General features: G+C 73.9%; 23 protein-coding genes. 10 read left to right on the top strand and 13 right to left on the bottom strand.

All coding sequences use genetic code 11. The features are described from left to right. Positions 1-20 precede the first annotated feature (20 nt). Positions 21-1,286, top strand: a complete 1,266-nt coding sequence (locus BOQ63_RS40420; protein WP_030279129.1) for an MFS transporter — start codon at positions 21-23, stop codon at positions 1,284-1,286. Positions 1,287-1,308: 22 nt separating this feature from the next. On the opposite strand, the gene BOQ63_RS40415 is transcribed toward BOQ63_RS40420, so the two are convergent. From BOQ63_RS40415 to BOQ63_RS40405, 3 genes are all read right to left on the bottom strand, one after another. Beyond that, on the bottom strand, positions 1,309-2,013 hold the full coding sequence (locus BOQ63_RS40415) for a hypothetical protein (protein WP_078867055.1): 705 nt from the start codon (positions 2,011-2,013) through the stop codon (positions 1,309-1,311). 131 nt (positions 2,014-2,144) lie between these two features. Beyond that, positions 2,145-2,906, bottom strand: a complete 762-nt coding sequence (locus BOQ63_RS40410; protein WP_072655967.1) for a 2OG-Fe dioxygenase family protein — start codon at positions 2,904-2,906, stop codon at positions 2,145-2,147. A 281-nt stretch (positions 2,907-3,187) separates the two neighbouring features. Beyond that, positions 3,188-3,469 (bottom strand): hypothetical protein, encoded by a 282-nt coding sequence (locus tag BOQ63_RS40405; protein ID WP_030279123.1) that lies wholly within the window; start codon positions 3,467-3,469, stop codon positions 3,188-3,190. Between the two features lie 228 nt (positions 3,470-3,697). Here BOQ63_RS40405 and BOQ63_RS40400 point away from each other — a divergent pair, with 228 nt between their 5' ends. After that, positions 3,698-5,095 carry a pyridoxal phosphate-dependent decarboxylase family protein gene (locus BOQ63_RS40400; RefSeq protein ID WP_030555588.1) on the top strand — a complete coding sequence of 466 codons (1,398 nt, stop codon included), beginning with the start codon at positions 3,698-3,700 and terminating at the stop codon, positions 5,093-5,095. A 227-nt stretch (positions 5,096-5,322) separates the two neighbouring features. After that, on the top strand, positions 5,323-5,751 hold the full coding sequence (locus BOQ63_RS40395) for a PPOX class F420-dependent oxidoreductase (protein ID WP_030285737.1): 429 nt from the start codon (positions 5,323-5,325) through the stop codon (positions 5,749-5,751). A 113-nt stretch (positions 5,752-5,864) separates the two neighbouring features. Here the strand turns inward: BOQ63_RS40395 and BOQ63_RS40390 are convergent, their stop codons facing one another. Beyond that, on the bottom strand, positions 5,865-6,656 hold the full coding sequence (locus BOQ63_RS40390; RefSeq protein ID WP_030285738.1) for a putative protein N(5)-glutamine methyltransferase: 792 nt from the start codon (positions 6,654-6,656) through the stop codon (positions 5,865-5,867). Positions 6,657-7,025: 369 nt separating this feature from the next. Beyond that, positions 7,026-9,152: an NAD-dependent DNA ligase LigA gene (gene ligA, locus BOQ63_RS40385; RefSeq protein ID WP_072655966.1), complete on the bottom strand. Its 2,127-nt coding sequence runs from the start codon at positions 9,150-9,152 to the stop codon at positions 7,026-7,028. A gap of 246 nt (positions 9,153-9,398) precedes the next feature. Here ligA and BOQ63_RS40380 point away from each other — a divergent pair, with 246 nt between their 5' ends. Then, positions 9,399-10,613 carry an IS110 family RNA-guided transposase gene (locus BOQ63_RS40380; protein ID WP_072655681.1) on the top strand — a complete coding sequence of 405 codons (1,215 nt, stop codon included), beginning with the start codon at positions 9,399-9,401 and terminating at the stop codon, positions 10,611-10,613. 272 nt (positions 10,614-10,885) lie between these two features. Here BOQ63_RS40380 and BOQ63_RS40375 read toward each other — a convergent pair whose 3' ends face one another. Beyond that, entirely contained in the window at positions 10,886-11,608 is a 723-nt protein-coding gene (locus tag BOQ63_RS40375) for a ScbR family autoregulator-binding transcription factor (protein WP_072655965.1), read from the bottom strand. 390 nt (positions 11,609-11,998) lie between these two features. Here BOQ63_RS40375 and BOQ63_RS40370 point away from each other — a divergent pair, with 390 nt between their 5' ends. Together BOQ63_RS40370 and BOQ63_RS40365 are read left to right on the top strand one after the other, a co-directional pair. Then, positions 11,999-12,481 carry an ArsR/SmtB family transcription factor gene (locus BOQ63_RS40370; protein ID WP_079183975.1) on the top strand — a complete coding sequence of 161 codons (483 nt, stop codon included), beginning with the start codon at positions 11,999-12,001 and terminating at the stop codon, positions 12,479-12,481. Then, on the top strand, positions 12,478-12,972 hold the full coding sequence (locus BOQ63_RS40365) for an SRPBCC family protein (RefSeq protein WP_030285745.1): 495 nt from the start codon (positions 12,478-12,480) through the stop codon (positions 12,970-12,972). The genes BOQ63_RS40370 and BOQ63_RS40365 overlap by 4 nt, the downstream gene beginning before the upstream one ends. A 67-nt stretch (positions 12,973-13,039) precedes the next feature. Here BOQ63_RS40365 and BOQ63_RS40360 read toward each other — a convergent pair whose 3' ends face one another. Then, positions 13,040-13,444 (bottom strand): RidA family protein, encoded by a 405-nt coding sequence (locus BOQ63_RS40360; RefSeq protein ID WP_030285747.1) that lies wholly within the window; start codon positions 13,442-13,444, stop codon positions 13,040-13,042. Positions 13,445-13,676: 232 nt separating this feature from the next. Between BOQ63_RS40360 and BOQ63_RS40355 the strand changes: the two genes are divergently transcribed. After that, complete coding sequence (locus tag BOQ63_RS40355; protein ID WP_030285748.1) at positions 13,677-14,291, top strand: C40 family peptidase; 615 nt, start codon at positions 13,677-13,679, stop codon at positions 14,289-14,291. Positions 14,292-14,293: 2 nt separating this feature from the next. Here BOQ63_RS40355 and BOQ63_RS40350 read toward each other — a convergent pair whose 3' ends face one another. Further along, complete coding sequence (locus BOQ63_RS40350; protein WP_046387336.1) at positions 14,294-14,770, bottom strand: MarR family winged helix-turn-helix transcriptional regulator; 477 nt, start codon at positions 14,768-14,770, stop codon at positions 14,294-14,296. Between the two features lie 68 nt (positions 14,771-14,838). Here BOQ63_RS40350 and BOQ63_RS40345 point away from each other — a divergent pair, with 68 nt between their 5' ends. After that, positions 14,839-15,249: a VOC family protein gene (locus tag BOQ63_RS40345; RefSeq protein ID WP_072655963.1), complete on the top strand. Its 411-nt coding sequence runs from the start codon at positions 14,839-14,841 to the stop codon at positions 15,247-15,249. Positions 15,250-15,371: 122 nt separating this feature from the next. Here BOQ63_RS40345 and BOQ63_RS40340 read toward each other — a convergent pair whose 3' ends face one another. The 3 genes from BOQ63_RS40340 to BOQ63_RS40330 form a co-directional block, all read right to left on the bottom strand. Continuing rightward, complete coding sequence (locus BOQ63_RS40340; protein WP_030555592.1) at positions 15,372-15,914, bottom strand: hypothetical protein; 543 nt, start codon at positions 15,912-15,914, stop codon at positions 15,372-15,374. Positions 15,915-16,044: 130 nt separating this feature from the next. Further along, positions 16,045-17,322 (bottom strand): threonine--tRNA ligase, encoded by a 1,278-nt coding sequence (gene thrS, locus BOQ63_RS40335; RefSeq protein WP_046385473.1) that lies wholly within the window; start codon positions 17,320-17,322, stop codon positions 16,045-16,047. 213 nt (positions 17,323-17,535) lie between these two features. Beyond that, a complete protein-coding gene (locus BOQ63_RS40330) occupies positions 17,536-18,270 on the bottom strand; it encodes a leucine-rich repeat domain-containing protein (protein ID WP_072655962.1) in 735 nt (244 codons plus the stop codon). Between the two features lie 284 nt (positions 18,271-18,554). Between BOQ63_RS40330 and BOQ63_RS40325 the strand changes: the two genes are divergently transcribed. After that, positions 18,555-19,595, top strand: coding sequence for a zinc-dependent alcohol dehydrogenase family protein (locus BOQ63_RS40325; protein WP_043481126.1), 1,041 nt, complete (start codon positions 18,555-18,557; stop codon positions 19,593-19,595). A 22-nt stretch (positions 19,596-19,617) separates the two neighbouring features. Here the strand turns inward: BOQ63_RS40325 and BOQ63_RS40320 are convergent, their stop codons facing one another. Together BOQ63_RS40320 and BOQ63_RS40315 are read right to left on the bottom strand one after the other, a co-directional pair. After that, positions 19,618-20,277, bottom strand: coding sequence for a helix-turn-helix domain-containing protein (locus BOQ63_RS40320; RefSeq protein ID WP_030285762.1), 660 nt, complete (start codon positions 20,275-20,277; stop codon positions 19,618-19,620). Positions 20,278-20,302: 25 nt separating this feature from the next. Then, positions 20,303-21,346, bottom strand: coding sequence for a zinc-dependent alcohol dehydrogenase family protein (locus BOQ63_RS40315; RefSeq protein ID WP_030285765.1), 1,044 nt, complete (start codon positions 21,344-21,346; stop codon positions 20,303-20,305). Between the two features lie 195 nt (positions 21,347-21,541). Here BOQ63_RS40315 and BOQ63_RS40310 point away from each other — a divergent pair, with 195 nt between their 5' ends. After that, on the top strand, positions 21,542-23,257 hold the full coding sequence (locus BOQ63_RS40310; RefSeq protein ID WP_030285767.1) for a sensor histidine kinase: 1,716 nt from the start codon (positions 21,542-21,544) through the stop codon (positions 23,255-23,257). The last annotated feature ends 16 nt before the right edge of the window (positions 23,258-23,273 follow it).

Genomic DNA, 23,273 nt, shown 5'->3' with positions numbered 1-23,273 from the left:
ACCCACAGGAGCCCGCCCCCATGGCCACGTTGGAAACGGCACCGTCCGTACGCCCCGCTCTCCCCGCGCACCGTGACGCCAACGTCCTGCGCTGGCTCACCGCCTACACCGCCTCCCTGGTCGGCGACACCGTCTACTTCCTCGCCCTCGGCTGGTCGGCCCAGAAGACCGTCGGCCCCACCGAGCTCGGCTTGGTGATGGCCGCCGGTGCGCTGCCCCGGGCGGTGCTGATGCTCGGCGGAGGGGTGGTCGCCGACCGCCTCGACCCGCGGCGGGTGATCCTCGGCAGCGACGCGCTGCGCTGCCTGCTCATCCTCTCCATCGCCGCCGCTGTCGCCCTGACCACGCCCGCCCTGTGGCTGCTGATCGCGGTGGCTCTGGTCTTCGGCGCCGTCGACGCCCTGTTCGTCCCCGCCGTCGGCGCCCTGCCGCCCCGCCTCACCAGCCCCGACCAGCTGGCCCGCGTCACCGGTCTGCGCTCGCTCGCGATGCGCCTGGGCCAGATCGCCGGCCCGCCGATCGGCGGCCTGGCCATGGCCCTCGGCGGCCCGGCCGTCGCCTTCACCGTCGCGGGCGGGCTGTTCGCCCTGTCGCTGCCCCTGCTGCTGTCCGTACGGATCCGGCCCCTGGAGCCGCACGAGGACCGGGCCGCGCCCGGTGGATCCGGCACCGCCCGTGCCGAGCTGCGCGACGGCCTGCGCTACCTCCGGCGCCACCGCCTGCTCGGACCGCTGGTCCTGGTCGGCGCCGTCTGCGAACTCGGCCTCATCGGCACCCTCAACGTCGGCATGGTGCTCCTCAACGCCGAACGGGGCTGGGGCCCGTCCGGCCTCGGCCTGATCGTCGCCTGCTTCGGCGCGGGCGCCGCCGCCGGCGCCGCCCTGCTCGCCGTCGCCGGCTGGCTGCCCCGGGCCGGCCTGACCATGGCCGTCACCCTGCTGCTCGGCAGCCTGGGCGCGGCCGCCATGGGCTCGCTCCCCGCGCTGTGGTCGGCCGCCGTGCTCGCCGCGTTCGTCGGCCTGAGTGCGGGCGTCTTCGGCAGCCTGGACGGCGCCCTCGTCCAGACCACCGCCGACCCCGCCTACCTGGGCCGGGTCACCTCCGTCGTGATGCTCACCATGGTCGGCGTCGCCCCGCTCAGCTACCCCCTGGTCGGCGCCGCCATCGGCGCCTGGGGCGCCGCGCCCGTCTTCCTGGGCTGTGGCGGCCTCTCCTGCCTCGGCGCGATCTACGCGCTCACCTCCCGGCCGGTCCGGCAGGCCGAACTGCCCCGACGCCCGCGCTGACCGGCCCCGCCGACAGCTCCGGTCACTCGGCCACGCCCAGCCGACGCCCGTACTCCGTGAGGGCCAGCACGCCGGTGCCCCGTACCGGCGTGTCCGGTCCGATCGCCCCGGGGTCGAGGCTCAACTCCCCGGCCAGACGGGGTGCCAGTTCGAGCAGCTCCCACTCCCAGTCGTCCGCCTGCTCCTCGGGGTCCACCTGGCCCGCCGCGAGCGGGGGCAGCCCCAGCTCGGCACGCCGCCGCTGCTCGTAGGGCAACGGCGCACCCAGCTCCAGGTGCGCCGTCTCCTCGCCCGGGACGAAGCCGAACCGCCGTACGGCCACGCCCTGTTCGGCGACCAGGACGGCCGAGCCGTCGTTCTGCGCGCTGTACCAGTACGCCTGGGCCCGCCCGTAGCGGGCGCTCAACCGCTCGCAGGCCGCCAGGACGTCCGCGGCCCGCTCGGCGTCGACCGGATCGCACCAGGCTCCCGCCACCAGCGTCCACCCGGCCAGCTCCGGCGTGACGAACACCCGGCGGAAGCCGTCGTGCGGATCGTCGTCGGAGAAGGGGTGGCCGTCGCCGTCCACCGTGTCGACCCCGACCTCGAACGACACCGGCAGCGGCGCGGACAGTCCCAACAGGTCCATCACCTCGGCCTGGTCGCCGGTGTTCACCGCGATCCACGCCAGCCAGCAGCAGACCAGCGGCACCGGCCGGTCCTCGGACACCCCGGTCTTCGCTCCCATGTGCCCCGTCCCTCCCGTCCGCCCCGGCCGTTCCGTCCGTTCCGTCCGTTCCGTTCCGGGACATCCGTTCGGAGGCTAGCGGGCAGGTCTGACAACGGGCCCGACCCTGCCGCGGGAACGGGCGCGCCCGGCTACAGCCCGGCTTCGTACGGGGCGATGCCGACGATGAGGATCTCGCGCCGCCCGTCGCCCTCCTCGTCACCGAGACGGACCGGGCCGACGTAGTGGCTGACCCGCTGGTCGTGCACACCGTAGCCGTCCAGGGGCTCGGTCAGGAAGAACCGGTCGTGGACGGCCCCCGGGGGCAGGTCGTCGGGTTGCCGACCGGCGCTCTCCGGGGTGGCGATGACGTTCTCGCCGCCCTCGACGTTGCGCCGCCCGAGGAGGTGGGCGAAGGTGAACGTCGCCGGCGAACCACCGTCCTGGTGCAGGCAGTTCGGCGAGGACACCGCGACCTGCTCGCGGTCACGCACGGCGAGCGCGATCAGGTGGACACCCACGTAGACGGGGACGCGGTGCAGGTCCTCCAGCCACAGGGCGTGGTCGAGATCGGCACGGATCAGGGCGTCCAGCAGTCGGTTGCCGTGGAGGGCGGGCGGGATGTCGGGCAACCGACGGCGCATCCGCGGGTACTCGGGGTTGTGCTCGTCCTGCCAGTACTCGGTGGCGGTGCCGAACTCGTCGTCGGGAGCGCCCGGAACGTAGGACAGCTCCCCGGTCCAGGGCAGGTGGACGGCGTGGGAGTAGCGGCGGAACCGGTTGGTCCGCCGTGCGTACGGGTCCGGGGGCAGGTCGCGACAGGCGTCCGTGAGGCCCTCGAAGTCCGTCGCGAACGTCTCGGTGTCGATGCCGAGATCGGCGGCGCTCAGCCGGGCGTAGCCGTCACGACGCACACGCCCGTCTCGTACCGCCGCCGGAGCTGCGGACGGCCGGGCCACTACGCGGGGCACGATCACAGGGTCCTCCCGAAGTCGACCGGACGGTTCTCGGCACGGAGCGGCCGGTGCGGTCCGGTGTCCGAAGCCGCCCCGGGGCGCGTGTACCGCCGCGAGGACGCGCCAAACCCTCCCGGCGCGGAGCGGACGCGACACACGCGGCACACACTCGGGCGCCTGGCGGCCGGGGTCCGCAGACCCCGGCCGCCAGGCGGCGGTGGACGCGTCCGACGACCGGATCACGCGTCGTCCGACACCTCCGTCTCCCCCGACTCGTCGGGCCCGAGCCGGCGCGCCCGGCCGGGTTGCGCGGTGGTCGCGTCCCCCTGGTCCTCGACCGGGTCCTCAGGCGCCTGTCCGGACGCACCGGACCCACCGGTCGTCCCTGACCCGCCGGAGCCGCCCGATCCGTCATCGTCCCGGCCGGTCACACCCGGAGCCCGGGGATCGGTGCTGCCGTCCTCCTCGGAGCCGTGGTGCAGCGGCACACCTCCGGCGCCTCCCTGCGCGATGTCGTTCACCGTTACCTCCTCGCCTCGTGCCGGTTCCTCGGTCGCATCGCGCGTGCCCCAACCGCGGCGGAGGAATCCTCACGCTCCGCTACCACCGGCGAGCGGTCCCCACCCCCCGGGCCCACACCAGGCACACGCCCACCCGGGACGCCCAGGCCACCGACCGCGGATTGGCCCGCGACACGATCTCCGCGCGCCACTACCCTCGGCCTGACAACCGATCAACGGAGAAACCCCATGCACCCCGACCTCGCCTCCGACCTCGACCAACTGCCCGCCCTCCTGGAGGAGGCCCGGCAGCGGGCGGTCGGCTTCCTCGCCGGGCTCGACGACCGGCCGGTGATCCCGCGGCAGGCCGACCGGCCCACGCCGGCAGGCCCGCTGCAGGAGAACGGCGGGGGCCTGCGGGCGGCCCTGGCGGAGTTCGACGAGCGCTGGGAACCCCGGCTGTCGGCCAGTACCGGGCCGCGCTACTTCGGGTTCGTGACGGGCGGGGCGACCCCGGCCGCACTGGTGGGCGACTGGCTGACCGCCACCGCCGACCAGAACTCCAACTCCTCGCTGGACCCGGCCGGACAGCACCTGGAGCGGGAGACGGTCGGCTGGCTGCGCGAGCTCTTCGGGCTCTCCTCCGCGCACAGCGGCGCCTTCGTCAGCGGCGCCACCATGTCCAACACCGTGGGCCTGGCGGTCGCCCGGGAGTGGCTGGGCGAGCGGCTCGGGGTGGACGTGGCCGAGGACGGGGTGGCCGCGCTGGGCCGGGTGCGGGTGCTGTCGGGCAGCGCGCATTCGAGCGTGTCCAAGGCGCTGTCCGTACTGGGCCTCGGCCGCGCCGCGCTGACCGTCGTCCCCACCCTGCCCGGCCGGGAGGCCGTGGACGTGGCCGCGCTGGAGCGGGCGCTCGCCGAGGCCGACGGCCCGTGCATCGTGGTCGCCAACGCGGGCACCGTCAACACGGTCGACTTCGACGACCTGAGCGCGATCGCCGCGCTCCGCGAGCAGTACGGCTTCTGGCTGCACGTCGACGCGGCCTTCGGCGCCTTCGCGGCCCTCTCCCCGGAGCACGCGCGGCTGGTCGCCGGGCTGGACCGGGCCGACTCGGTCTGCGTGGACCTGCACAAGTGGCTCAACGTGCCCTACGACAGCGCCGTGCAGTTCACCCGCCGCCGCGACCTCCAGGCCCGGGTCTTCCAGAACGCCGCCGCCTACCTCGGCCCGATCGGCGAGCACCCCGACCTCGTGCACCTCACCCCGGAGAACTCCCACCGGCTGCGCGCCCTGGCCGCCTGGTTCACCCTGCGCGCCTACGGCCGGGCCGGCCACCGCGAGATCGTGGAGCGCTGCACCACCGGCGCCCGCGCGCTCGGCGAGGCGATCGAGGCGATCGACGGCCTGCGCCTGCTCGCCCCGGTCCGTCTCAACGTCGTCTGCTTCACCCTCGCCGAGGACCCGACCCCCGAGCGCCTCGCCGCCCTCGCCGCCGAGCTCTCCGGCGAGGCCTTCCTGACCCCCACCCGCTACGCCGGCCTGCCCGCCCTGCGCGCCGCGTTCAGCAACTGGCGCACCACGGAGGCGGATGTGCGGCGGACGGCCGAGGCGCTCGCCGGGGCCGTCCGCAAGCTCGGGACCGACTGACCGACTGACCGGCTTACCGGCACGGCGGGCGGCGGGCGGCGGGCGGCGGGCGGCGGGCGGCGGGCGGCGGGCGGCGGGCGGCGGGCGGCGGGCGAGAACTACCCGCGACCGCTCACGGATGCGCCGCGTCCCCGTACATGCCGACCGCCGAATCCGTCAGGCGCGGGGGACAACACGCCTGCACGGCCTTGACCCTCACACCGGTGTGAGGCCCCATGATTGCTCGCATGACCGCCACTGATCACGACCCCCACGCCCTGCTCGCACAGAGCCGCCTCGGCATCCTCGCCACCATCAAGGCGGACGGACGGCCCCAGCTCTCCCCGATCATGCCGTTCTACGACCGCGAGGCGAACGTCATCCTGATCTCCACCCGGGAGGGGCTGGCGAAGACCGCCAACCTGCGCCGGGACCCGCGGGTCAGCCTGGAGGTGACCGGGCCGGACGGGCGGTCATGGGCCACCGCCGAGGGCGTCGCCACCCTCACCGGTCCGGGCACCGACCCGCACGGGCCCGAGGTCGAGGCGCTGGTCGACTACTACCGGCGGGCCGCCGGGGAGCACCCGGACTGGGCGGAGTACCGCGAGTCGATGGTCGCCGACCGCCGGGTGCTGCTCACCATCCCGGTCGACCACGTGTACGGCGCCAAAATCTGACCGGCCGAACGGTCGACCCGGTCGGACGGTCGACCGACCGTCGCTCCGGCCACCGGCACGGGGGTCCGGTGGCCGGAGCGACGGATGAGGGGTCCTCCGGGATCCGCCGCGGCTCAGCCCAGGGTCGCCGTGACCACGGTGGCGTCCAGTTCCTCCTCGCGGCTCACCGCCGCCGCCAGACCGGCCTCCCGCGCCACCGCCAGCGCGCCGTCCGCCTGCCGATCGCTGGTCTCGAACAGCAGTGCGCCACCGGCCGCCAGCCACTGCGGCGCCGCCGCGGCCACCCGGCGCAGCACGTCCAGCCCGTCCGTCCCGCCGTCCAGCGCGGGCCTCGCCTCGTGCAACCGGGCCTCGGGCGGCAGCAGCTCGATCTCGCCGGTCGGCACGTACGGGACGTTGGCGATCAGCACCTCGACCCGGCCGCGCAGCGCGTCGGGCAGGGCGGCGAACAGGTCGCCCTCGAAGACCCGGGCGCCCGTCCCCGCCAGGTTGCGGCGGGCGCAGCGGACGGCCACCGGGTCCAGATCGGCCGCGTACAGCTCGACGGGGCGACCGGTGGTGGCCGCGACGGCGGCGCCGAGTGCGCCGCTGCCGCAGCACAGGTCGACCACCACCGCGCCGGGTCCGGCGAGTCGAGCGGCCTCGGCGGCCAGGAACTCGCTGCGTCGGCGCGGGACGAACACCCCGGGGTCGACGGCGATCCGCAGACCGGCGAACTCAGCCCAGCCGACGACGTGTTCGAGCGGCCGGCCCTGGGCGCGGGCGCGGACCATGGCGGCGAGTTCGGCGGTCGTGGCGGCGGCGGTGAGCAGGATGCGCGCCTCGTCCTCGGCGAACACGCAGCCGGCGGAGCGCAGTTGGGAGACGACGGAGGAACGGAGAGCGGCGGAGACGAAGACGGGCAAGGGGACCCCTTGGGGAGGACGGGAGGAGAACGGAGGACTCCGTCAGGGCTCCCGCCAGGGCCGACGCCGCGTCGGTGCGCCCGCGCTACGCGCGCGGTGCGCCCGCACGGCCGCGCTCCGGGAGCACCCGCTCGGACATACCGGTAATGGGTCTCACCTCCCTGGCTCGCGGTCGTGTTCAGCGTCGGTCACCCTACCGCACCCGCCCCGGCCGTGATCAACCCCCGCATGCCTTGGCCGAGGCGCCCCGGCCAAGGCTCGGTGGCCGTGGCGTCACGGCTGTGGCATCACGGCCGTGGCGTGACGGCCGTGGCGTGACGGCCGTGGCATCACGGCCATTGCGTCGCGGCCGCGGGCTCGGCGGGTGGCTCAGCCGAGGAAGTCGGCCACCAGGACGGCGAACTCCTCCGGGCTGCTGATCGGCACCCCGAGCTCCTCCGCCTTGGCGCGCTTGGAGCCCGCCTTCTCGCCCGCGACCAGCAGGCTGGTGCGCTTGGACACCGAGGAAGACGCCTTGCCGCCCGCGCGCTCGATCAGCTCGTTCATCTCGTTGCGGGAGAGTGCGGCCAGGGCCCCGGTCATGCTGCCGGTGACCACGACACTCTTCCCCGCCAGCGGACCGGCCGCCGCGCCGCCGGCCGTGGCGCCCTCGTCCGCGATCCCCTCGCCCGTAACTCCCTCGCCGATGACGGCCGTGCCGGTGACGGCCGCAGCGACGTCGGCCGCTGGCGCCGCGAACACCGGCCGGGACACCTGCGTCCCCACGCCCTGTTCCACCAGCCGGTCCAAAAGTTCTGCCACCGCGGCGAGTTCGGCGACGATCACGGCGGCCTTCTCCACCCCGATGCCGTCCACGCCCGCCAGCGCCACGGCGTCGGCGGCCCTGATCGCGGCCATGCTGCCGAAGTGCGCGGCGATCCGGCGCGACATCGTCCGCCCGGTGCCCCGGATGCCCAGCGCGCAGAACACCCGGTTCAGCGGGCGGGCGCGGGCGGTCTCGATGGCGGCGAGCAGCTTGTCGGCGCTGGTGTCGCCCATCCGCTCCAGGGTGAGCAACTGCTCCTTGGTCAGGGTGAACAGGTCGGCGAGGTCGGCGACCAGTCCGGACTCGACCAGTTGCACAGCCCGGGTGCCGCCGAGGCCCTCGATGTCGAGCTGGTCGCGCCCGGCCGCGTAGATCACCGAGGCGACGGCCTGGCAGCCCCGGCCGCGCACGCAGCGCCAGCGCTGCTCCGCGCGGTCGATGGCGTCGCCACAGCGCGGGCAGACCTCGGGGAAGGCGATCGGCTGCTCGGCGCCGGTGCGCTCGTCGACCAGCGGCGCCTCCACCCGCGGGATGACGTCCCCGGCGCGGTAGACGAAGACCTGGTCCCCGATCATCAGCCCGCGGCGCTCGATGTCCGCGGGGTTGTGCAGGGTCGCGTAGGTGACGGTGACGCCGTCGATCACCACCGGGTCGAGCACCGCCCGCGGCGCGATGATGCCGGTGCGGCCGACGTTCCACTCCACCCCGAGCAGCCGGGTGACCTTGTGATGGGCCTGGAGCTTGCGGGCCACCGCCCAACGCGGCGCCCGGGAGCCGGAACCCGCCGCTTCCTGGTCGGCGACCGCGTCCGCCTTGACCACCACGCCGTCGATCCCGAACGGCAGCGCGGCGCGCAGGGCGGCGATCTCCTCGATCCGCTGCTCGGCCTCGGCGAGGGTCGCGCAGCGGAGCGGCGCGGCGTGGGTGCTGGCGGCGGTGTTGGCGCCGAGTTCGGCGAGGCGAGTGAGCAGTTCGACGTGGCCGAGGACGGGCAGGCCGTGGGCGTCGTAGCCGAAGAAGGTCAGCTCGATCCGGTAGGGGCGGTCCTTGGCGCGCAGGGTGCCCGCGGCGCCGCTGCGCGGGTGGGCGAAGGGGGTGGCGCCGTGGGCGGTGCGCACCGCGTTGGCCTGTTCGAACTGCTCGTGGGTGAGCAGCACCTCGCCGCGCAGTTCGACGTCGAGCGGCTCGGCGAGCCGGGCGGGCAGGCCGAGCACGGCGTCGGCCGCGTGGGTGATGTCCTCCCCGGCCAGGCCGTCACCCCGGGTGAGCACCTGGTACAGCCGGCCCTCCCGGTAGTGGGCGGCGACGGCCAGACCGTCCAGCTTGGGTTCGACACACCAGGCGGCGACCGGCCGGCCGAGCCGGCGCTCCAGCCCGGCAGCCCAGGACTCCAGCTCCTCGGCGGAGAAGACGTTGTCCAGCGAGAGCATCGGCGTGCTGTGCGGGACGTCGCCGACCGCCGCTCCCCCGGCCACCTTGCCGGTGGGCGACTCCGGCAGCACCTGGTCGGGGTGCTCGCGCTCATAGGCCTCGACCGCCCGGACCAGAGCGTCGTACTCGTCGTCCCCCAGCGCGGTGGAACCGTCGGAGTAGTACGCCGCGGCGGCCCGTACGGCGGTGGCGACGGCGTCGGCGTAGGCCTCCGGGGAGGCGAGGGCGGCGGGGATGGCCGTGGTGGCTGCGTCCTTCATACCGTCATCATGGCGAGCAGCACTGACATTGATGCTGATACTCAGGTTCCGGTGGTCGTGACTCGGGCACTGACTGACGCCCTGCTGGGCTGTCTTCCGATTGTTCTGTCCGGCCGCCGGGACCTGTTCTCATGGCTCCGGCCGGGCGGAACATGACCTGATAGGAGCTTGGTCCAGAAGCCCCCTCAATGTCCTGTCTGCGCCACCCGGCCGGCGCCAACCTCCGGTTGGGAAGGCGTCATCAGCATGACATCAGCGGTCGTAGAAGACCCGGCGGGCCAGGATGTGTTCGGCGGGGTCGACTCCCACGCCGACACCCTCCACGTCGCCGTCATCAGCGACAACGGCGGCCACCTCGCGGACGCCGAGTTCACCACCACCGCTGCCGGATACGCCGCGGCCCTGGCCTTCCTCGGCGCCCACGGTCACGTGCTCGCGATCGGCGTGGAGGGCACGTCCTCCTACGGAGCCGGATTCACCCGCGCTGCCCGCTCCCACGGGCACCGGGTCGTCGAGGTCAACCGGCCCGACCGGGCCGAACGCCGCCGCATCGGCAAGTCCGACCCCATCGACGCCTACGCTGCCGCCCGGGCCGCCCTGTCCGGACGCGCCTCCAGCGCCCCCAAGGACGGCACTGTCGCCGGCATACGCGCCCTGCACAACGCAGCCCGCTCCGCCGTCAAGGCACGCACCGCCGCCCTCAACCAGATCGGCCACCTCCTCATCACCGCGCCCGAGACCATCCGTGCCAAGTACGGGCGGCTCAAGGCGGCGGAGCGCACCGACGCCCTGGCCCGGCTGCGGCCGGCCGGGAACGCGGTCCACGTCGCGGTCCTCACCGCGCTGAAGAGCCTCGCCCGACGCGCCAAGGAGCTCACCGCCGAGCACGAGGCCCTGACCCGGGCCCTGGATGCCGAGGTCAGCGTCCACAACCCCGGCCTGCGGGCCGCCTACGGAGTCGGCCCTGACACCGCCGCCCAGCTGCTGATCACCGCCGGCGGCAACCCCGAACGCATGCGCACCGAGGCCGCCTTCGCCGCGCTCTGCGGAGCCGCACCGGTCCCCGCGTCCAGCGGCAGGACCAACCGGCACCGCCTCTCACGAGGCGGTGACCGGGCAGCCAACGCCGCTCTCTACCGCATCGCCCTGGTCCGCATGTCCAGCGACTCCCGCACCCGCGAATACGTGGCACGACAGACCGACGCCGGCCGGACGAAGAAGGAGATCATCCGGCTCCTGAAACGAGCCATCGCCCGGGAGATGTTCCGCTGCCTGACGACTACGGTCACCGTCCCCGGCATCGCCGACCTGCGACCCCTGCGGCAGTCCAAGAACATCACCCTCACCGCCGTGGCCCACCACTTCGGGGTCTGGCCGACCACCATCTCAGCCCTCGAACGCGGGATCCGCCGAGACGACGACCTCGCCATCGCCTACCGCGACTGGCTCACCGCCGCTTGACAGCCCATAGGAGCATCATTCGACCCGTCCGCCGCGGGCGGGCCGGGTTGGGCGAGCTGCGGCGCCATCGGCCCGCTGCGGCGCCCGCCGGAGCTGCCCGGCGGGACGAGACGGTGACCGCCGACCGGGACATCGGCGAAGACCGGGCCGCCCCGCACGGCGAGCGCCTCGCCGAGCAGACGGCCTACCCCCGGGCAAGGCGAAGGCGGCCTCGGATCCCCGTGGCCCCGGGGCGCTTCCGTCCGGAACCGAGCCACTCGGGACGGGTTCGGTCAGCCCGCACCGGCCCCGTTCACGACCACCTCGCCCCCGGTCCGCGACTTCGCCGACGACCCTCCGCCGCCCTCCCACGCCGCCCGGGCCGCCGCGACCTCGGTGACCACCTGGGCACCGCGGTCCGGGCCCATCTGCAGGGAGCCGAGCACGCCGGGCACCGCGACGCTCGGCATCAGGTGCTGGAACAGACCGGAAACCCGCCGCTCCAGGTCGGCCCGGCCACAGAGCTTCTGCGACTGGATCTGAACTCCGGTCCAGGCGGCGGTGACCAGCCACGCGGTGTCGGCCGGAACGACGTGCGGCAGCAACTCGCCGCGCTCACCGGCGGCAACCAGCAGCGCCTCCATCCGGCCGATCCAGCCGGGGATCGCCCCGCCGCCGAAGTCGTCGGACGCGTCCTGACCGAGCGAGAGCCGAGCGCCCGCGCTGAGCAGCGGGTTACGCGGCATCAGGTGCGCGACCGTCATCCCGGTATCCACGAACTCCTGGAGTTTGCAGCTGCGTTCCGGCACGCCGTCCTGGACGAACTGTTCCTCGACGACACCTTGCGCGAGTTCCCGCTTCGAGGCGAAGTGGAAGTACACGGCTCCACGCGTCACACCCGCGCGGGAGACCACCTCCCCGATGGTGGCGCCCTCGTACCCGAACTCGTCGAAGACCGTCGCCGCAGCCTCCAGGATCAGCCGACGCGTCCGGAGCGCCCGTTCTTGCCGTACCACCGCAACCACCCCGCCCTGAGCCCCGGAAACAAAACCAAACACCCCGTATCTTAGCTGCGGGCCACCGACGGGCTACAAGCAATGTCGGGCCATCAGCCCGCTCGGCCCCTCCACCCACCCCACCGCTTGGCCCGCCCCCACGGTCCGTCAGCCCCTCTTCGGTCAAGCGGAATCCGGGCCTTCCGGGCAATCCGCCGACCCCCACTCCTTCCACCGAGCCCTGTGGATCAGAAACCGAATGATCGGTTTCTGATCGCCGGCCACCCATCAGGAACCCGAAACCCACCCGGGACGCGCCCCCGACCCCCCGCAACCAATTGGTTGAATACGCGGCGAGGCCGGAGTACCGTTGTTCTCAACCAAACGGTTGAGGATGAACAGAGGTGTGCCGTGGCCGTCGACCAGCTCTCCCGGGCGTTCGTCGCCCTGGCCGACCCGACCCGGCGCGACATCGTCGCCCGGCTCTCGGTCCGGGACGCGACCGTCGGCGAACTGGCGGAGTCCTACGCGATGTCCATGCAGGCCGTCTCCAAGCACCTCAAGGTGCTGGAGGAGGCCGGGCTGGTCAGCCGCAGCCGGGACGCCCAACGACGGCCGTGCCACCTGGAGCCGCAGGTGTTCGACTTGATGACGAGCTGGATCGAGCGCTACCGCCGCCAGGCCGAGGCACGTTTCAGCCGCCTGGACGCCGTGCTCTCCGCCCTGGGCGATCGCGACACCGCCCCGGGCGCCGCAGCAGACGCGACCCCGGACGCCCACCCGGCACCGGACACTCACCCGACCCCGCCCCCGACCCCGCCCCCGGACCCGACCGGTCCGGTGAACGCTGGTACCCGACCCCGCCCCGACCCCACTCGAGGAGCCCCGTCATGACCTCCACCTCCACCCACGAGACCCGGATCGAAGCGGACCCGACGCTGCCCACCATCCGGATTGTCCGCGAGTTCGACGCCCCGCAGGAGCGGGTGTTCCGGGCCTGGATCGAGCCCCAGCTGGTCGCCCAGTGGCTCGGCCCCGAGGACCTCGACATGAAGATCGACGACTGGGACGGCCGCACCGGCGGCCACTACCGCTACTCCATGCACCGTGACGGCCAGGAGGTCGCCGCCTTCTACGGGTCCTTCCACGAAGTCCGGCCGGCCACCCGGCTCGTCCAGACCTTCACCTTCGAGGGCGTGCCGGACGGTGTTTCGCTGGACACCGCCGTCTTCGAAGCCGTCGGCGAGGGCCGCACCCGGGTCACCGTGCTGTCGGTGGTCGACAGCCTGGCGGCCCGGGACGCGATCCTGGCCAGCGGAATGGAGCATGGCGTGGTCGAGGGCTACCGGAAGCTCGATGCCCTGCTCGCCGGCGCCTCTTCCTGAGCAGCACCCGTCCGAACGGCACCGGACCGGACGGCAGCCGACCGAACGCCGGGGTCGACCACCGCCGTCAGGGCAGCACGGCCACCGCCTCCACCTCCACCAACTGGTCGGTGTAGCCGAGCACCGTGACGCCGAGCAGCGTGCTGGGGGCGTCATGCTCGCCCAGGTACTCCCGGTACACGTTCCACACCTTCACCAGGTCCGCCTGATCGCTGGATGCCACGTACACGGTGGTCCGGGCGATGTCCGTGAGCCCCGCGCCCGCGTCCTCCAGCACGGTTGTCAGATTGCGCATCACCTGGTGCGTCTGGCCCTCGTAGTCGCCGACGGCGACCGTGCGCCCCTCCTCGTCCAGCGGACAGGCCCCGGCGAGCCAGAGCGAGCGGGCCGGAGCGTCGACGACCGCCGCGTAGGCGTAGTCGACGGCCGGGGTCAGACGGGTGCTGCGGATCAGCTTGACGGCGCTGCTCATGGGGCCCTCCGAGGATCGCGACCGAACGTCCGCGCTCATCGTTGGCCCCTCACGAATGAGCGTCAAACGATTTCCGGCGAACTCCCGGCCCCGCCAAGGCCCGTGTGCTCATGATTCACCTGTGCGGGTGATGGCGGACCGAGCCACCGGACCGCGATCCTGGTGCCCGCCCACGCCAACAGGGCGACCAGCGCCGCGGCACAGGCCGCCACCACCACCCGGGAGCCGACCGATGGAGCCCCAACCGCCCGGCCACGACCAGGCCTCCGGAGTCGGACGCCGCCGCGTGCTCGGCCTCGCGCTCGGCGCGAGCATCGTCCCGGCGCTCGGCCAGGCGGCCCAACCCGCCCACGCCGCAGGCCCGTCCGAGCCCGCCGCCGCGCTGGGCCAGCGGGTCGCCGCCGTCGCCGCCGCGCAGATCGGTGTCCCGTACGCCTGGGGCGGCGGCGACCGGCTGGGGCCCGGCCTCGGCTTCTGCGACCAGGACAACGGCTACCTCAACGGCGTGTGCCTGGGCGAGAGCACGGTCGGCTTCGACTGCAGCGGCCTGTCCCTCTACTGCTGGTACCGCGCCAGCCACGGGACCGTCGAGCTCGGGCACTACACCGTCGCCCAGTTCAACCGCAGCGCTCCGGTCGAACGCGACGCCCTCGCCCCCGGCGACCTGCTGTTCTTCTCCCGCCCCGACGCCCCGCTGCACCACGTCGGCGTCTACGCGGGCGACGGCGCGATGATCCACGCCGAGCGCACCGGCACGCTGGTCGCGCGGGTGGAGAAGGTACTCGACCTCCCGCGCTGGGCGGGCGAGTTCGCGGGCGCCCGCCGACCCGCGCCGCCGACCACCTGAGCTCACACCGGTCCGCGCCGCAGCGCGGCCCCCTCGTTCACCCGCCGCAACAGTCCCTGCAGCACCCGCCGCTCCCCCTCGTCCAGCGGCGCGAGCACCTCGTCCTGCACCGCCCGGGCCCGCGCCTCCAGTTCGGCCAGCAGCGCCCGCCCGGCCTCGGTGACGGAGACCGAGACCCGCCGCCGGTCCGCCCGGTCCCGGCTGCGCTCGACGTACCCGGCCGCACCCAGCTGATCGGCGACCTTCGCGAGGTCGCTCGGGTCGATGCCCAGCCGCCGCACCAGGTCCCGCTGCGCCTGCGGCCCGAAGTCGGCGAGCGCCGCGAGCACGGCCATGTCCCAGAGCCGCAGGCCGCGTTCGGCCAGCTGCTCGCCGAGCCGGCCGCGCGCGGTCCGGCCGATCCGGGCGAGCAGGAAGGTGCTGAGTTCCAGCAGGGTCGGCGGGAGTCCGTCGGACGGCGCGGGGGTCTCGGAGTCCATGGCGGAATTCTAGGGTCTCTTCCTATAGTGGGTTCCGACCCACCGTTTTCGATCCCAGGAGTTCGACCGTGGACGCCCTCTACCCGCGCCTGCTCGTCACCCGCTTCGCCGAGTGCTTCGACTTCTACCGCGCGGTCCTGCCCGCGCTCACCGGCGCCAACCTGGTCAAGGGCGCGCCCGAGGGTCCGTACGCCAACTGGGACGTCGACGAGCAGGCCGTCCTGGCGCTCTACGACCGCGGCTCGATGGCCGCCGCCCTGGGCACCGACGGGCTGCCCGCCCAGCCCACCGCCCCCGCCCAGGACGCCGCCATGCTGGTCTTCCGGGTCGACGACGTGGACAAGGCGCTCGCCCTCTGCCTCCAGCACGGCGGCGCCCTCGTCGCCCCGGCGACCGACCGCCCGGAGTGGGGCCCCACCCTGCGCAGCGCCCATCTGCGCGACCCCGAGGGTCGCTTGATCGAACTGCAGTCCTACTGACCGGCCGAGGGCCGCGCGGACGTCGCACCCGACGTCGGACCGGACATCGGACCCGGCGTCGGGCCGAACACCGGACCGGCCGCCGGGGCGTACTCCCCCGGCGGCCGGCGACAGCTGAGCGCTCAGCTGTGGAACACCTGCAACTCGCGGACCGCGTCGTTGAAGTCCGGCCCCAGGTAGGAGGCCGGCAGGCCCAGCGTCTCCTCCTTGCCCAGCGTCGACCAGAGGTGGACGGTGTTGCAGTTGTGGTAGCCCTTCATCGAGGAGACGCTCAGCGCCACATCGAAGTAGTTGACCAGGTGGTAGCCGGTGGAGTCGCAGCCTCCGGCGTCGCCGTAGAAGGAGTAGACGACGCCGCCGCCGTAGTTGATGTCCTTGTACTCCTCCAACAGCAGCGTCCGGTCGGCCGGCTGCTCCGGCGTGCGGGGACGGTGGTCGGCCCGGGCGAGCGCGTCGGCGGCGGAGTCCGGTGAGCAGGCACGGCCGAGCACCGGCGGGACGCCGTCGGCGCCGGGCAGATGACCGAGGACGGCGGCGCAGTACTGGACCTCCGGTACGGGCAGCGGGCGGAGCCCGGCAGAACCCGCCGGGGCGGCGGCCACCGCCCCGGCGAGGGCGAGACAGGCGGTGAGGACGGGAACGACGAACCTACGCGGTCTGCGCACGGGTACCTCCGGTCCGTGGGGACAGCGGCGGCCGTGGACTCGGCCGCCGCGCCTTCATTCGACGGGCGGTCGCCGCCCCCGGCCCCGCCGACACACCGGGCATCGCACTAGTCGTACGTATGCCCCCGGTTCACCGGGCGGGTTCGTCCCGCCACAGCTCGGCGCCGCAGTCCGCGACCAGCGCGCCGATCCGCGACCAGGCCTCCTCCGCAGGCATCGGATCCAGTCGGCGGCCGTCCCGCAGCCGCAGCGCGACCCGGTCGTCCACCGCCTCCTTGGCGCCGATCACCGCCTGGTAGGGCACCAACCGGGCCTCCCGGATCCGGGCGCCGAGGCTGCCGTGCTCGGGACCGGCGACCTCGGCCCGCAGCCCGAGGTCCAGGCAGCGCTGCCGCAGCCGCTCGGCCTGCGGCAGTTCGGCGTCGGAGATCGGCAGCAGCACCACCTGCGCGGGCGCGAGCCAGGCCGGGAACGCCCCGCCGTACAGCTCGATCAGGTGGGCGACCACCCGCTCGACGCTGCCGATCACGCTGCGGTGCACCATCACCGGGCGGTGCTTGGCTCCGTCCGGACCGATGTAGTGGAGGTTGAAGCGCTCGGGCTGGTGGAAGTCGATCTGCACGGTGGAGAGGGTGAACTCGCGCCCGGCGCCGTCGGCGATCTGCACGTCGATCTTGGGACCGTAGAACGCGGCCTCACCTTCCGCCGCCTCGAACGGCACCCCGGAGCGCTCCAGCACGTCGGTCAGCAGCGCGGTGGCACGCTGCCAGAGCCCGGGATCGGCCACGTACTTTCCGCCCTCGCCGGGCAGCGAGAGCCGGTAGCGAACCGGCACGACGCCGAGCGCGCGGTGCGCCTCGCGGATCAGCTCCAGGGCGGCGACGGCCTCGTCGGCGGCCTGCTCGGGGGTGCAGAAGACGTGCGCGTCGTTCAGCTGGATGGCCCGGACCCTGGTCAGGCCGCCGAGCACACCGGACAGTTCGGAGCGGTACATGCCGCCCAACTCGGCCATCCGAAGCGGAAGTTCCCGGTAGCTGTGGGGGCGGGAGCGGAAGATCAGGGCGTGGTGCGGGCACAGGCTCGGGCGCAGCACCATCTCCTCCGAGCCGAGCTCCATGGGTGGGAACATGTCGTCGCGGTAGTGGTCCCAGTGGCCGGAGGTCTCGTACAGCTCGCGTTTGCCGAGCACCGGCGAGTAGACGTGGCGGTAGCCGGCCCGGCGCTCGCGGCCGCGGATGAACTCCTCCAGGGTGTGCCGGATCGCGGCGCCGTCGGGCAGCCAGTACGGCAGGCCGGAGCCCATCAGCGGGTCGGTGTCGAACAGGTCGAGCTCACGGCCGAGCTTGCGGTGGTCGTGCGCGGGCCGGTCGCCGTCGAGGAGGTGGTCGTTCTTGAGCCGCTCGTTCATGGGTCTCCACTCGGATGCGGGGCGAGCGGCCGGGAACGACGAAGCCCCGGGGCACTCGCCCCGGGGCTTCGGACTTGGTCAGCAGTCAGCGCGCCGGGACTTGTTCCGGCGTCGTCGTGACGAGTGCAGCGCGCTTCATGCGTTCCACGGTAGCAGGTCCTCGCCCCCCGCGTTGATCTTCATGAGCCGGCCGGCCCGCAGCGGCGGACCCACTCACCGCAGGACGACACAGCCGCGCTCGGCGAGCGCCTCCCCCACCCGGTCCGGCACCTCTACGTCGTTCCAGCGCAGGTCGAGCTTCTCCAGCGCGGGGAGCGCAGTCGGGTCGGCCAGCCAGTCGGGCAGTTCGGCGATCTCGTTGCTGCGCAGGTCGATGCGGCGCAGCCGCGGCAGCCGGGCGAGGACGGCGGGGAGCTCGGCGAGGGCGTTCTCGCGCAGCTCCAGCTCCCGCAGTTCGGACAGCAGCCGGAAGGAGGCCGGCAGCGTGGTCAACCGGTTGCCGCGCAGCCAGAGTTCGCGCAGCTGCCCGAGGGCGCCGATCGGCTCCGGCAGCGCGGTGAGCCGGTTGTGCTGGGCGCGCAGTTCCACCAGCTCGGCCATCTTGCCGATGGAGGAGGGCAGTTCGGTGAGCCGGTTCTCGCCGACGTTGAGGTAGCGCAGCTGGGTGAGCCGTCCGAGCGAGTCCGGCAGTGCGGTGAGCTGGTTGTCGTGCAGGTAGAGGAAGTCCCGGAGCCCGGTGAGCCGCCCCAGTTCGGCGGGCACCTCGGTGAGCAGGTTGTGGCCGAGGTCCAGGGTGCGCAGCCTGGACAACCTGCTGATTCCGGGCGGGAGTTCGGAGATAGCGCCCTCGGCGAGGATGAGCACGGTCAGCTCGTTGCGGTCCCACACCGTGCTGAGCATCTCGGCGGCCACCGGGCCGAGCGGCTGCCGCCAGAGGTTGAGCGCCATGTCTGTCACGCCGCCATTCTCCGCCTCCGCCACCCCTCGGTCGGCACCCACCGCCGCAGCGCGCCACAGGCCGGCATCGCAACCGCGCACCACAGCGCGCACGGCCGTTGGACGGGACTCCTGGGCGGCCGGGCTACCGGGCGGCGGGGTGGAACAGCCCGTCCACGACGCGGTGGAGGAGGTCCTCCGGGAACTCGGCCCCCGCGCTCGGTCTCGCACCGCGCCCGTCCCGGGCGCAGGCTGGGAGGAGCAGTCTTGCCTCCGGTGGACGGCGGGAGTCGGTGATGGACACGACGCGACTGGTGGCCGGTGAGACCGGCGCGTGGGTGGTGGCGCAGCCGGGGCCGGTGGGCGGCGCGGGCCCCGGGCCGTTGGAGTGGGAGCGGCGGCCCGTTCCCGAGCCGGGGCCCGGGGAGGTCCTGGTGGAGGTGGAGGCCTGCGGGGTGTGCCGCACCGACCTGCACCTGGCGGAGGGGGACCTCTCCCCCAGGGTGGCGAGGTGCACCCCCGGGCACGAGGTGGTCGGACGGGTACGGGCGGTGGGCTCCGCCGTCGGGGGCTTCGCGACCGGGGACCGCGCCGGGATCGCCTGGCTGGCCCGCACCTGCGGCAGCTGCGCGTACTGCCGGAGCGGGCGGGAGAACCTCTGCCCGCGCTCGCGCTACACCGGCTGGGACCGGCACGGCGGCTACGCCGGTCACCTGACCGCCGACGCCCGCTTCGCCTACCGCCTGCCCGAGGGCCCGCCCGCCGAGGAACTCGCCCCGCTGCTGTGCGCGGGGATCATCGGCTACCGCGCCCTGGAACGGGCCGACCTTCCGCCCGGCGGCCTCCTGGGCATCTACGGCTTCGGCGCCTCCGCCCACCTCACCGCCCAGATCGCCCTCGCCCGGGGCTCCCGGGTCGCCGTGTTCACCCGGGGCGAGGCCGCCCGGCAGCTGGCCCTCGACCTGGGCGCGGCCTTCGCCGGGGACTCGTACGACCCCGCACCTGAGCCGCTGGACGCCGCCATCCTCTTCGCCCCGGCCGGCGAACTCGTGCCGGTCGCCCTGACCGCGCTGGACCGCGGCGCCACCCTCGCCGTCGCCGGCATCCACCTCAGCGACATCCCCCCGCTCGACTACCAGCGCCACCTCTTCCAGGAACGCACCCTGCGCAGCGTCACCGCCAACACCCGGGACGACGGCCGCGCCTTCCTGGCCGAGGCCGCCCGGACCCGTCCGGTGGTGCACGTCAACCGCTACCCGCTACGGCAGGCCGGCACCGCGCTCGCCGACCTCGCCGCGGACCGGGTGACCGGCGTCGCGGTGCTGCTGCCGCAGTAGGCGATCCGACCGTACCGGCCGGTCATTCCGTACCGAGCCGACGGCCGGCGATCTCGCTCGGGCTGATGCGGACCCACAACGGGCGGGCGCCGCCCGCCCACGGGGTGGCGCCGGGCCGGGCGGAGAGCCGCCGCTGCTCGTCCGGATCGTCGATGTGGTGGGCCTCGCCGAGGATGAGGACGCTCCAGCCATTGCTGCGGCGGTCGTCGACGTGGTCGACCTGGAACGAGGCGGGAGATCCCTCGGTGGGGGCGGCGGCGCCCTGGGCGGCGGTCCGGTAGACGACGGTTCGATCGTCCACGGTGTAGTTCACCGGGAGTACGACGGGTGCCGCCCGCCCGGGCAGGCCGATCCGGCCGACGCCGTGGGTGCCGAGCAGTTCCCAGCACTGCGGCCCGGTCAGGTGGAGCAGCAACGGGCGCGGAGCGGCGGGGTCGGCCTGTCCCGGCGGGGCGTCGGGGCGGCGGCCGGTCAGCAGCTCGGACCAGGTCGTGCCGAGGGCGGTGGCGATCCGCAGGAAGGCCTCCCGGTCGAACTCCGGCCCAGCGCAGAGGAGTTGCCGGAGGTAGGCCGGCGACATGTGGGTCCGGTACGCCAGCATTCCTTCGCTCAGGCCGAGTTGGTCGCGGCGCTGGAGGATCCGGCGGGCGATGGCAGCAGGATCGGTACGGTCGGGGATCATGGTTGCGGCTCCTGCGCGCGGGAGGTCACGTCCGGAAGAGCGCGACCTTGAGGGCTCCGGTGTCGGCCGCGTCGGCGAAGACGTCGTACGCGTCCTGCATCTCGTGGAGCCCGAAGCGGTGGGTGACCAGTCCGCCGACCTCCAGTCGTCCGGCGGCCAGCAGGTCGAGCAGCAGCGGAGTGCTGTCGGTGTCGACCAGGCCGGTGGTGACGGTGATGTCGCGGATCCAGAGGTCCTCCAGGTGGAGCACCGCCGGCTTGCCGTGCACGCCCACGTTGGCGACCCGGCCGCCCGGGCGGACCAGGCGGGTGCACAGCTCGAAGGACTCGGGCACGCCGACGGCCTCGATCGCGACGTCCACGCCGAGCCCGTCCCGGCTCAGCTCGCGGACGGCCTCCGGAGTGGCCTCGGCCACCGTCAGCGTGGCGTCGGCGCCGAAGCGCTTGGCGGCGTCGAGTCGGGCTCGGGCGAGGTCGACGGCGACGATCCGGGAGGGGCTGTACAGCCGTGCGGTGAGGATCGCGGCGAGCCCGATCGGCCCGGCGCCGACGATCGCGACGCTGTCGCCCGGGCCGACCCGGCCGTTGCGCACCCCCACCTCGTACGAGGTGGGCAGGATGTCGGCGAGCAGCAGGGCGTCCTCGTCGCTGACACCGTCCGGCAGCCTGTGGAGGGAGGTGTCGGCGAAGGGGGTACGGACGTGCTCGGCCTGGCAGCCGTCGATCAGGTGGCCGAGGATCCAGCCGCCACCGCCGGTGCACTGGCCGTAGCTCGCGCCGCGGCAGTAGGTGCAGCGGCCGCAGGCGGAGATGCAGGAGACCAGGACGCGGTCGCCCGCCATGACCGTACGGACGCCCGGTCCGGTCTCGGTGACGGTACCGACGGCCTCGTGGCCCAGGATGCGGTTCTGTTCCACCTCGGGAACGTCGCCCTTGAGGATGTGCAGGTCGGTGCCGCAGATGGTGACCGCGTCCACCCTGACGACGGCGTCCTCCGGGTCGCGGACGACCGGGTCGGGGACGTCACCCCAGGTGCGGCGGCCGGGTCCGTGGTAGGTGAGCGCCTTCATGCCCTGTCCACTCCTCTCGGGGCGGCGGAGCCGGGCCGGTTCCGCTCGCACTTCCAGCCTCCGCCGCCGGTGCACCGGTGTGAGGGGGCCCGGTGGGGTCCGGCGGGTGGGCCGTTGGGCCCCTTCGGTGTCCGGCGGAGCACGGCCGGTGCACCTACGCTTGGCAGTGGTAGGGGGCGAGCGTGGAGGACTTCCTTGGCCAGCGCACCGGAGAGTTCGGCCCCCGTACCGAAGCTGCGCCTGGACGAGCTCCTGGAGGAGCTGCAGGTCCGGCTGGACACGGCCCGGGGCACGCGCGACCGTGTCCACAGCCTGCTGGAGGCGGTGCTGGCGGTCGGGCGCGACCTGGAACTGGCCCAGGCCCTCCAGCACATCGTGGAAGCGGCGGTCACCCTGGTGGACGCCGAGTACGGCGCCCTGGGAGTGATCGGCGAGGGCCAACGGCTGTCCCAGTTCATCCCGGTCGGCATCGAGGACGACCGGGTCAAACTGATCGGTGACCTGCCCTCCGGTCACGGCATCCTGGGCGAGCTGATCCGCCACCCCGAGCCGCTGCGCCTCACCCGGATCTCGGACCACCCGTCCTCCTACGGCTTCCCGTCCAACCACCCTCCGATGAACAGCTTCCTGGGAGTGCCGATCCGGATCCGGGACAAGGTGTTCGGCAACCTCTACCTGACCGAGAAGCGCGGCGGCGGCGACTTCGACGAGGAGGACGAGTCGGTGCTCGCGACGCTCGCCGTCGCCGCCGGGGTCGCGATCGACAACGCCCGGCTCTACGACCGGGCCAGGCAGCGGCAGCGCTGGCTGGAGGCGAGCGCCGAGGTCACCAGCACCCTGCTGTCGGGCAGCCCCGAGCAGGAGGTGCTGGACCTGCTGCTCTCCCGGGCCGCCGAGATCGCGGGCGCGGACCTCGCGGTCGTCGCCGTGCCGATGCCGGACACCGGGGAGCTGGAGGTGCGGATCGCCGTCGGGCTCGGTGCGGAGCAGCACCGCGGTCTGGTGCTGTCGGTCGAGGGCTCGTTCATGGGCGCGGCCTTCCGCACCGGTGGCCTGGTGGTGAGCCCGGACGTCCAGAAGGACCCGCGGATCACCGCCGGACCACCGCGCTGGCAGGGCCTGGGCCCGGCGGTCGCGGTGCCCGTCGGCACGGCCGAGCGCGGGATCCGCGGAGTGCTGCTGCTGGCCAGGGCGGCCGGCGCACCGCTGTTCGAGGAGGGGGAGTCCGGGCCGCTGCTGGGCTTCGCCGGTCAGGCGGCGGTGGCCATGGAGCTCGCCGAGCGCCGCCTCGACTCCGAACAGGTCGCGCTGCTCAAGGAGCGCGACCGGATCGCCCGTGACCTGCACGACCTGGCCATCCAGCGGCTGTTCGCCACCGGCATGACCCTCCAGGGCGCCACCCGCTTCATCGACCACCCCGAGGCGACCGACCGCGTCCTGCGGGCGATCGACGACCTGGACGAGACGGCGAAGACCATCCGCGCCACCATCTTCGGCCTGCGCCTGCGCGAGTCCGGCCCGGCGGCGAGCGGCCTGCGCGCCCGACTCGTCGACGTCGTCGACCGGGCCGCCCGCTCCCTCGGATTCACCCCCGCCCTGCGGATGACCGGCCTGCTCGACGCCACCGTGCCCGCCGAGATCGCGGACGCGGCCGTCGCGGTCCTGGAGGAGGCCCTGTCCAACGCCGCCCGCCACGCCAGGGCCCACGCCGTCGATGCCTCGGTCGCCGCCGAGGGGGACGTGACCGTCACGGTCACCGACGACGGCGTCGGCCTCCCCGAGGGCGGCCGCCGCAGCGGGCTCACCAACCTCGCCGACCGGGCCACCGCCCTGGGCGGCACCTTCACCGCCCGCACCCGCCCGGAGGGCGGCACCGAACTGGTCTGGCGGGTTCCCCTGCCCGAGTCCTGAGCCGTCTCTTCCTGGG

It is taken from the genome of Streptomyces viridifaciens (assembly GCF_001888885.2).
Lineage (GTDB): Bacteria > Actinomycetota > Actinomycetes > Streptomycetales > Streptomycetaceae > Kitasatospora > Kitasatospora aureofaciens.
Note: the sequence above shows the minus strand (reverse complement) of the source record. Positions and strands in the feature narration are given on the sequence as shown.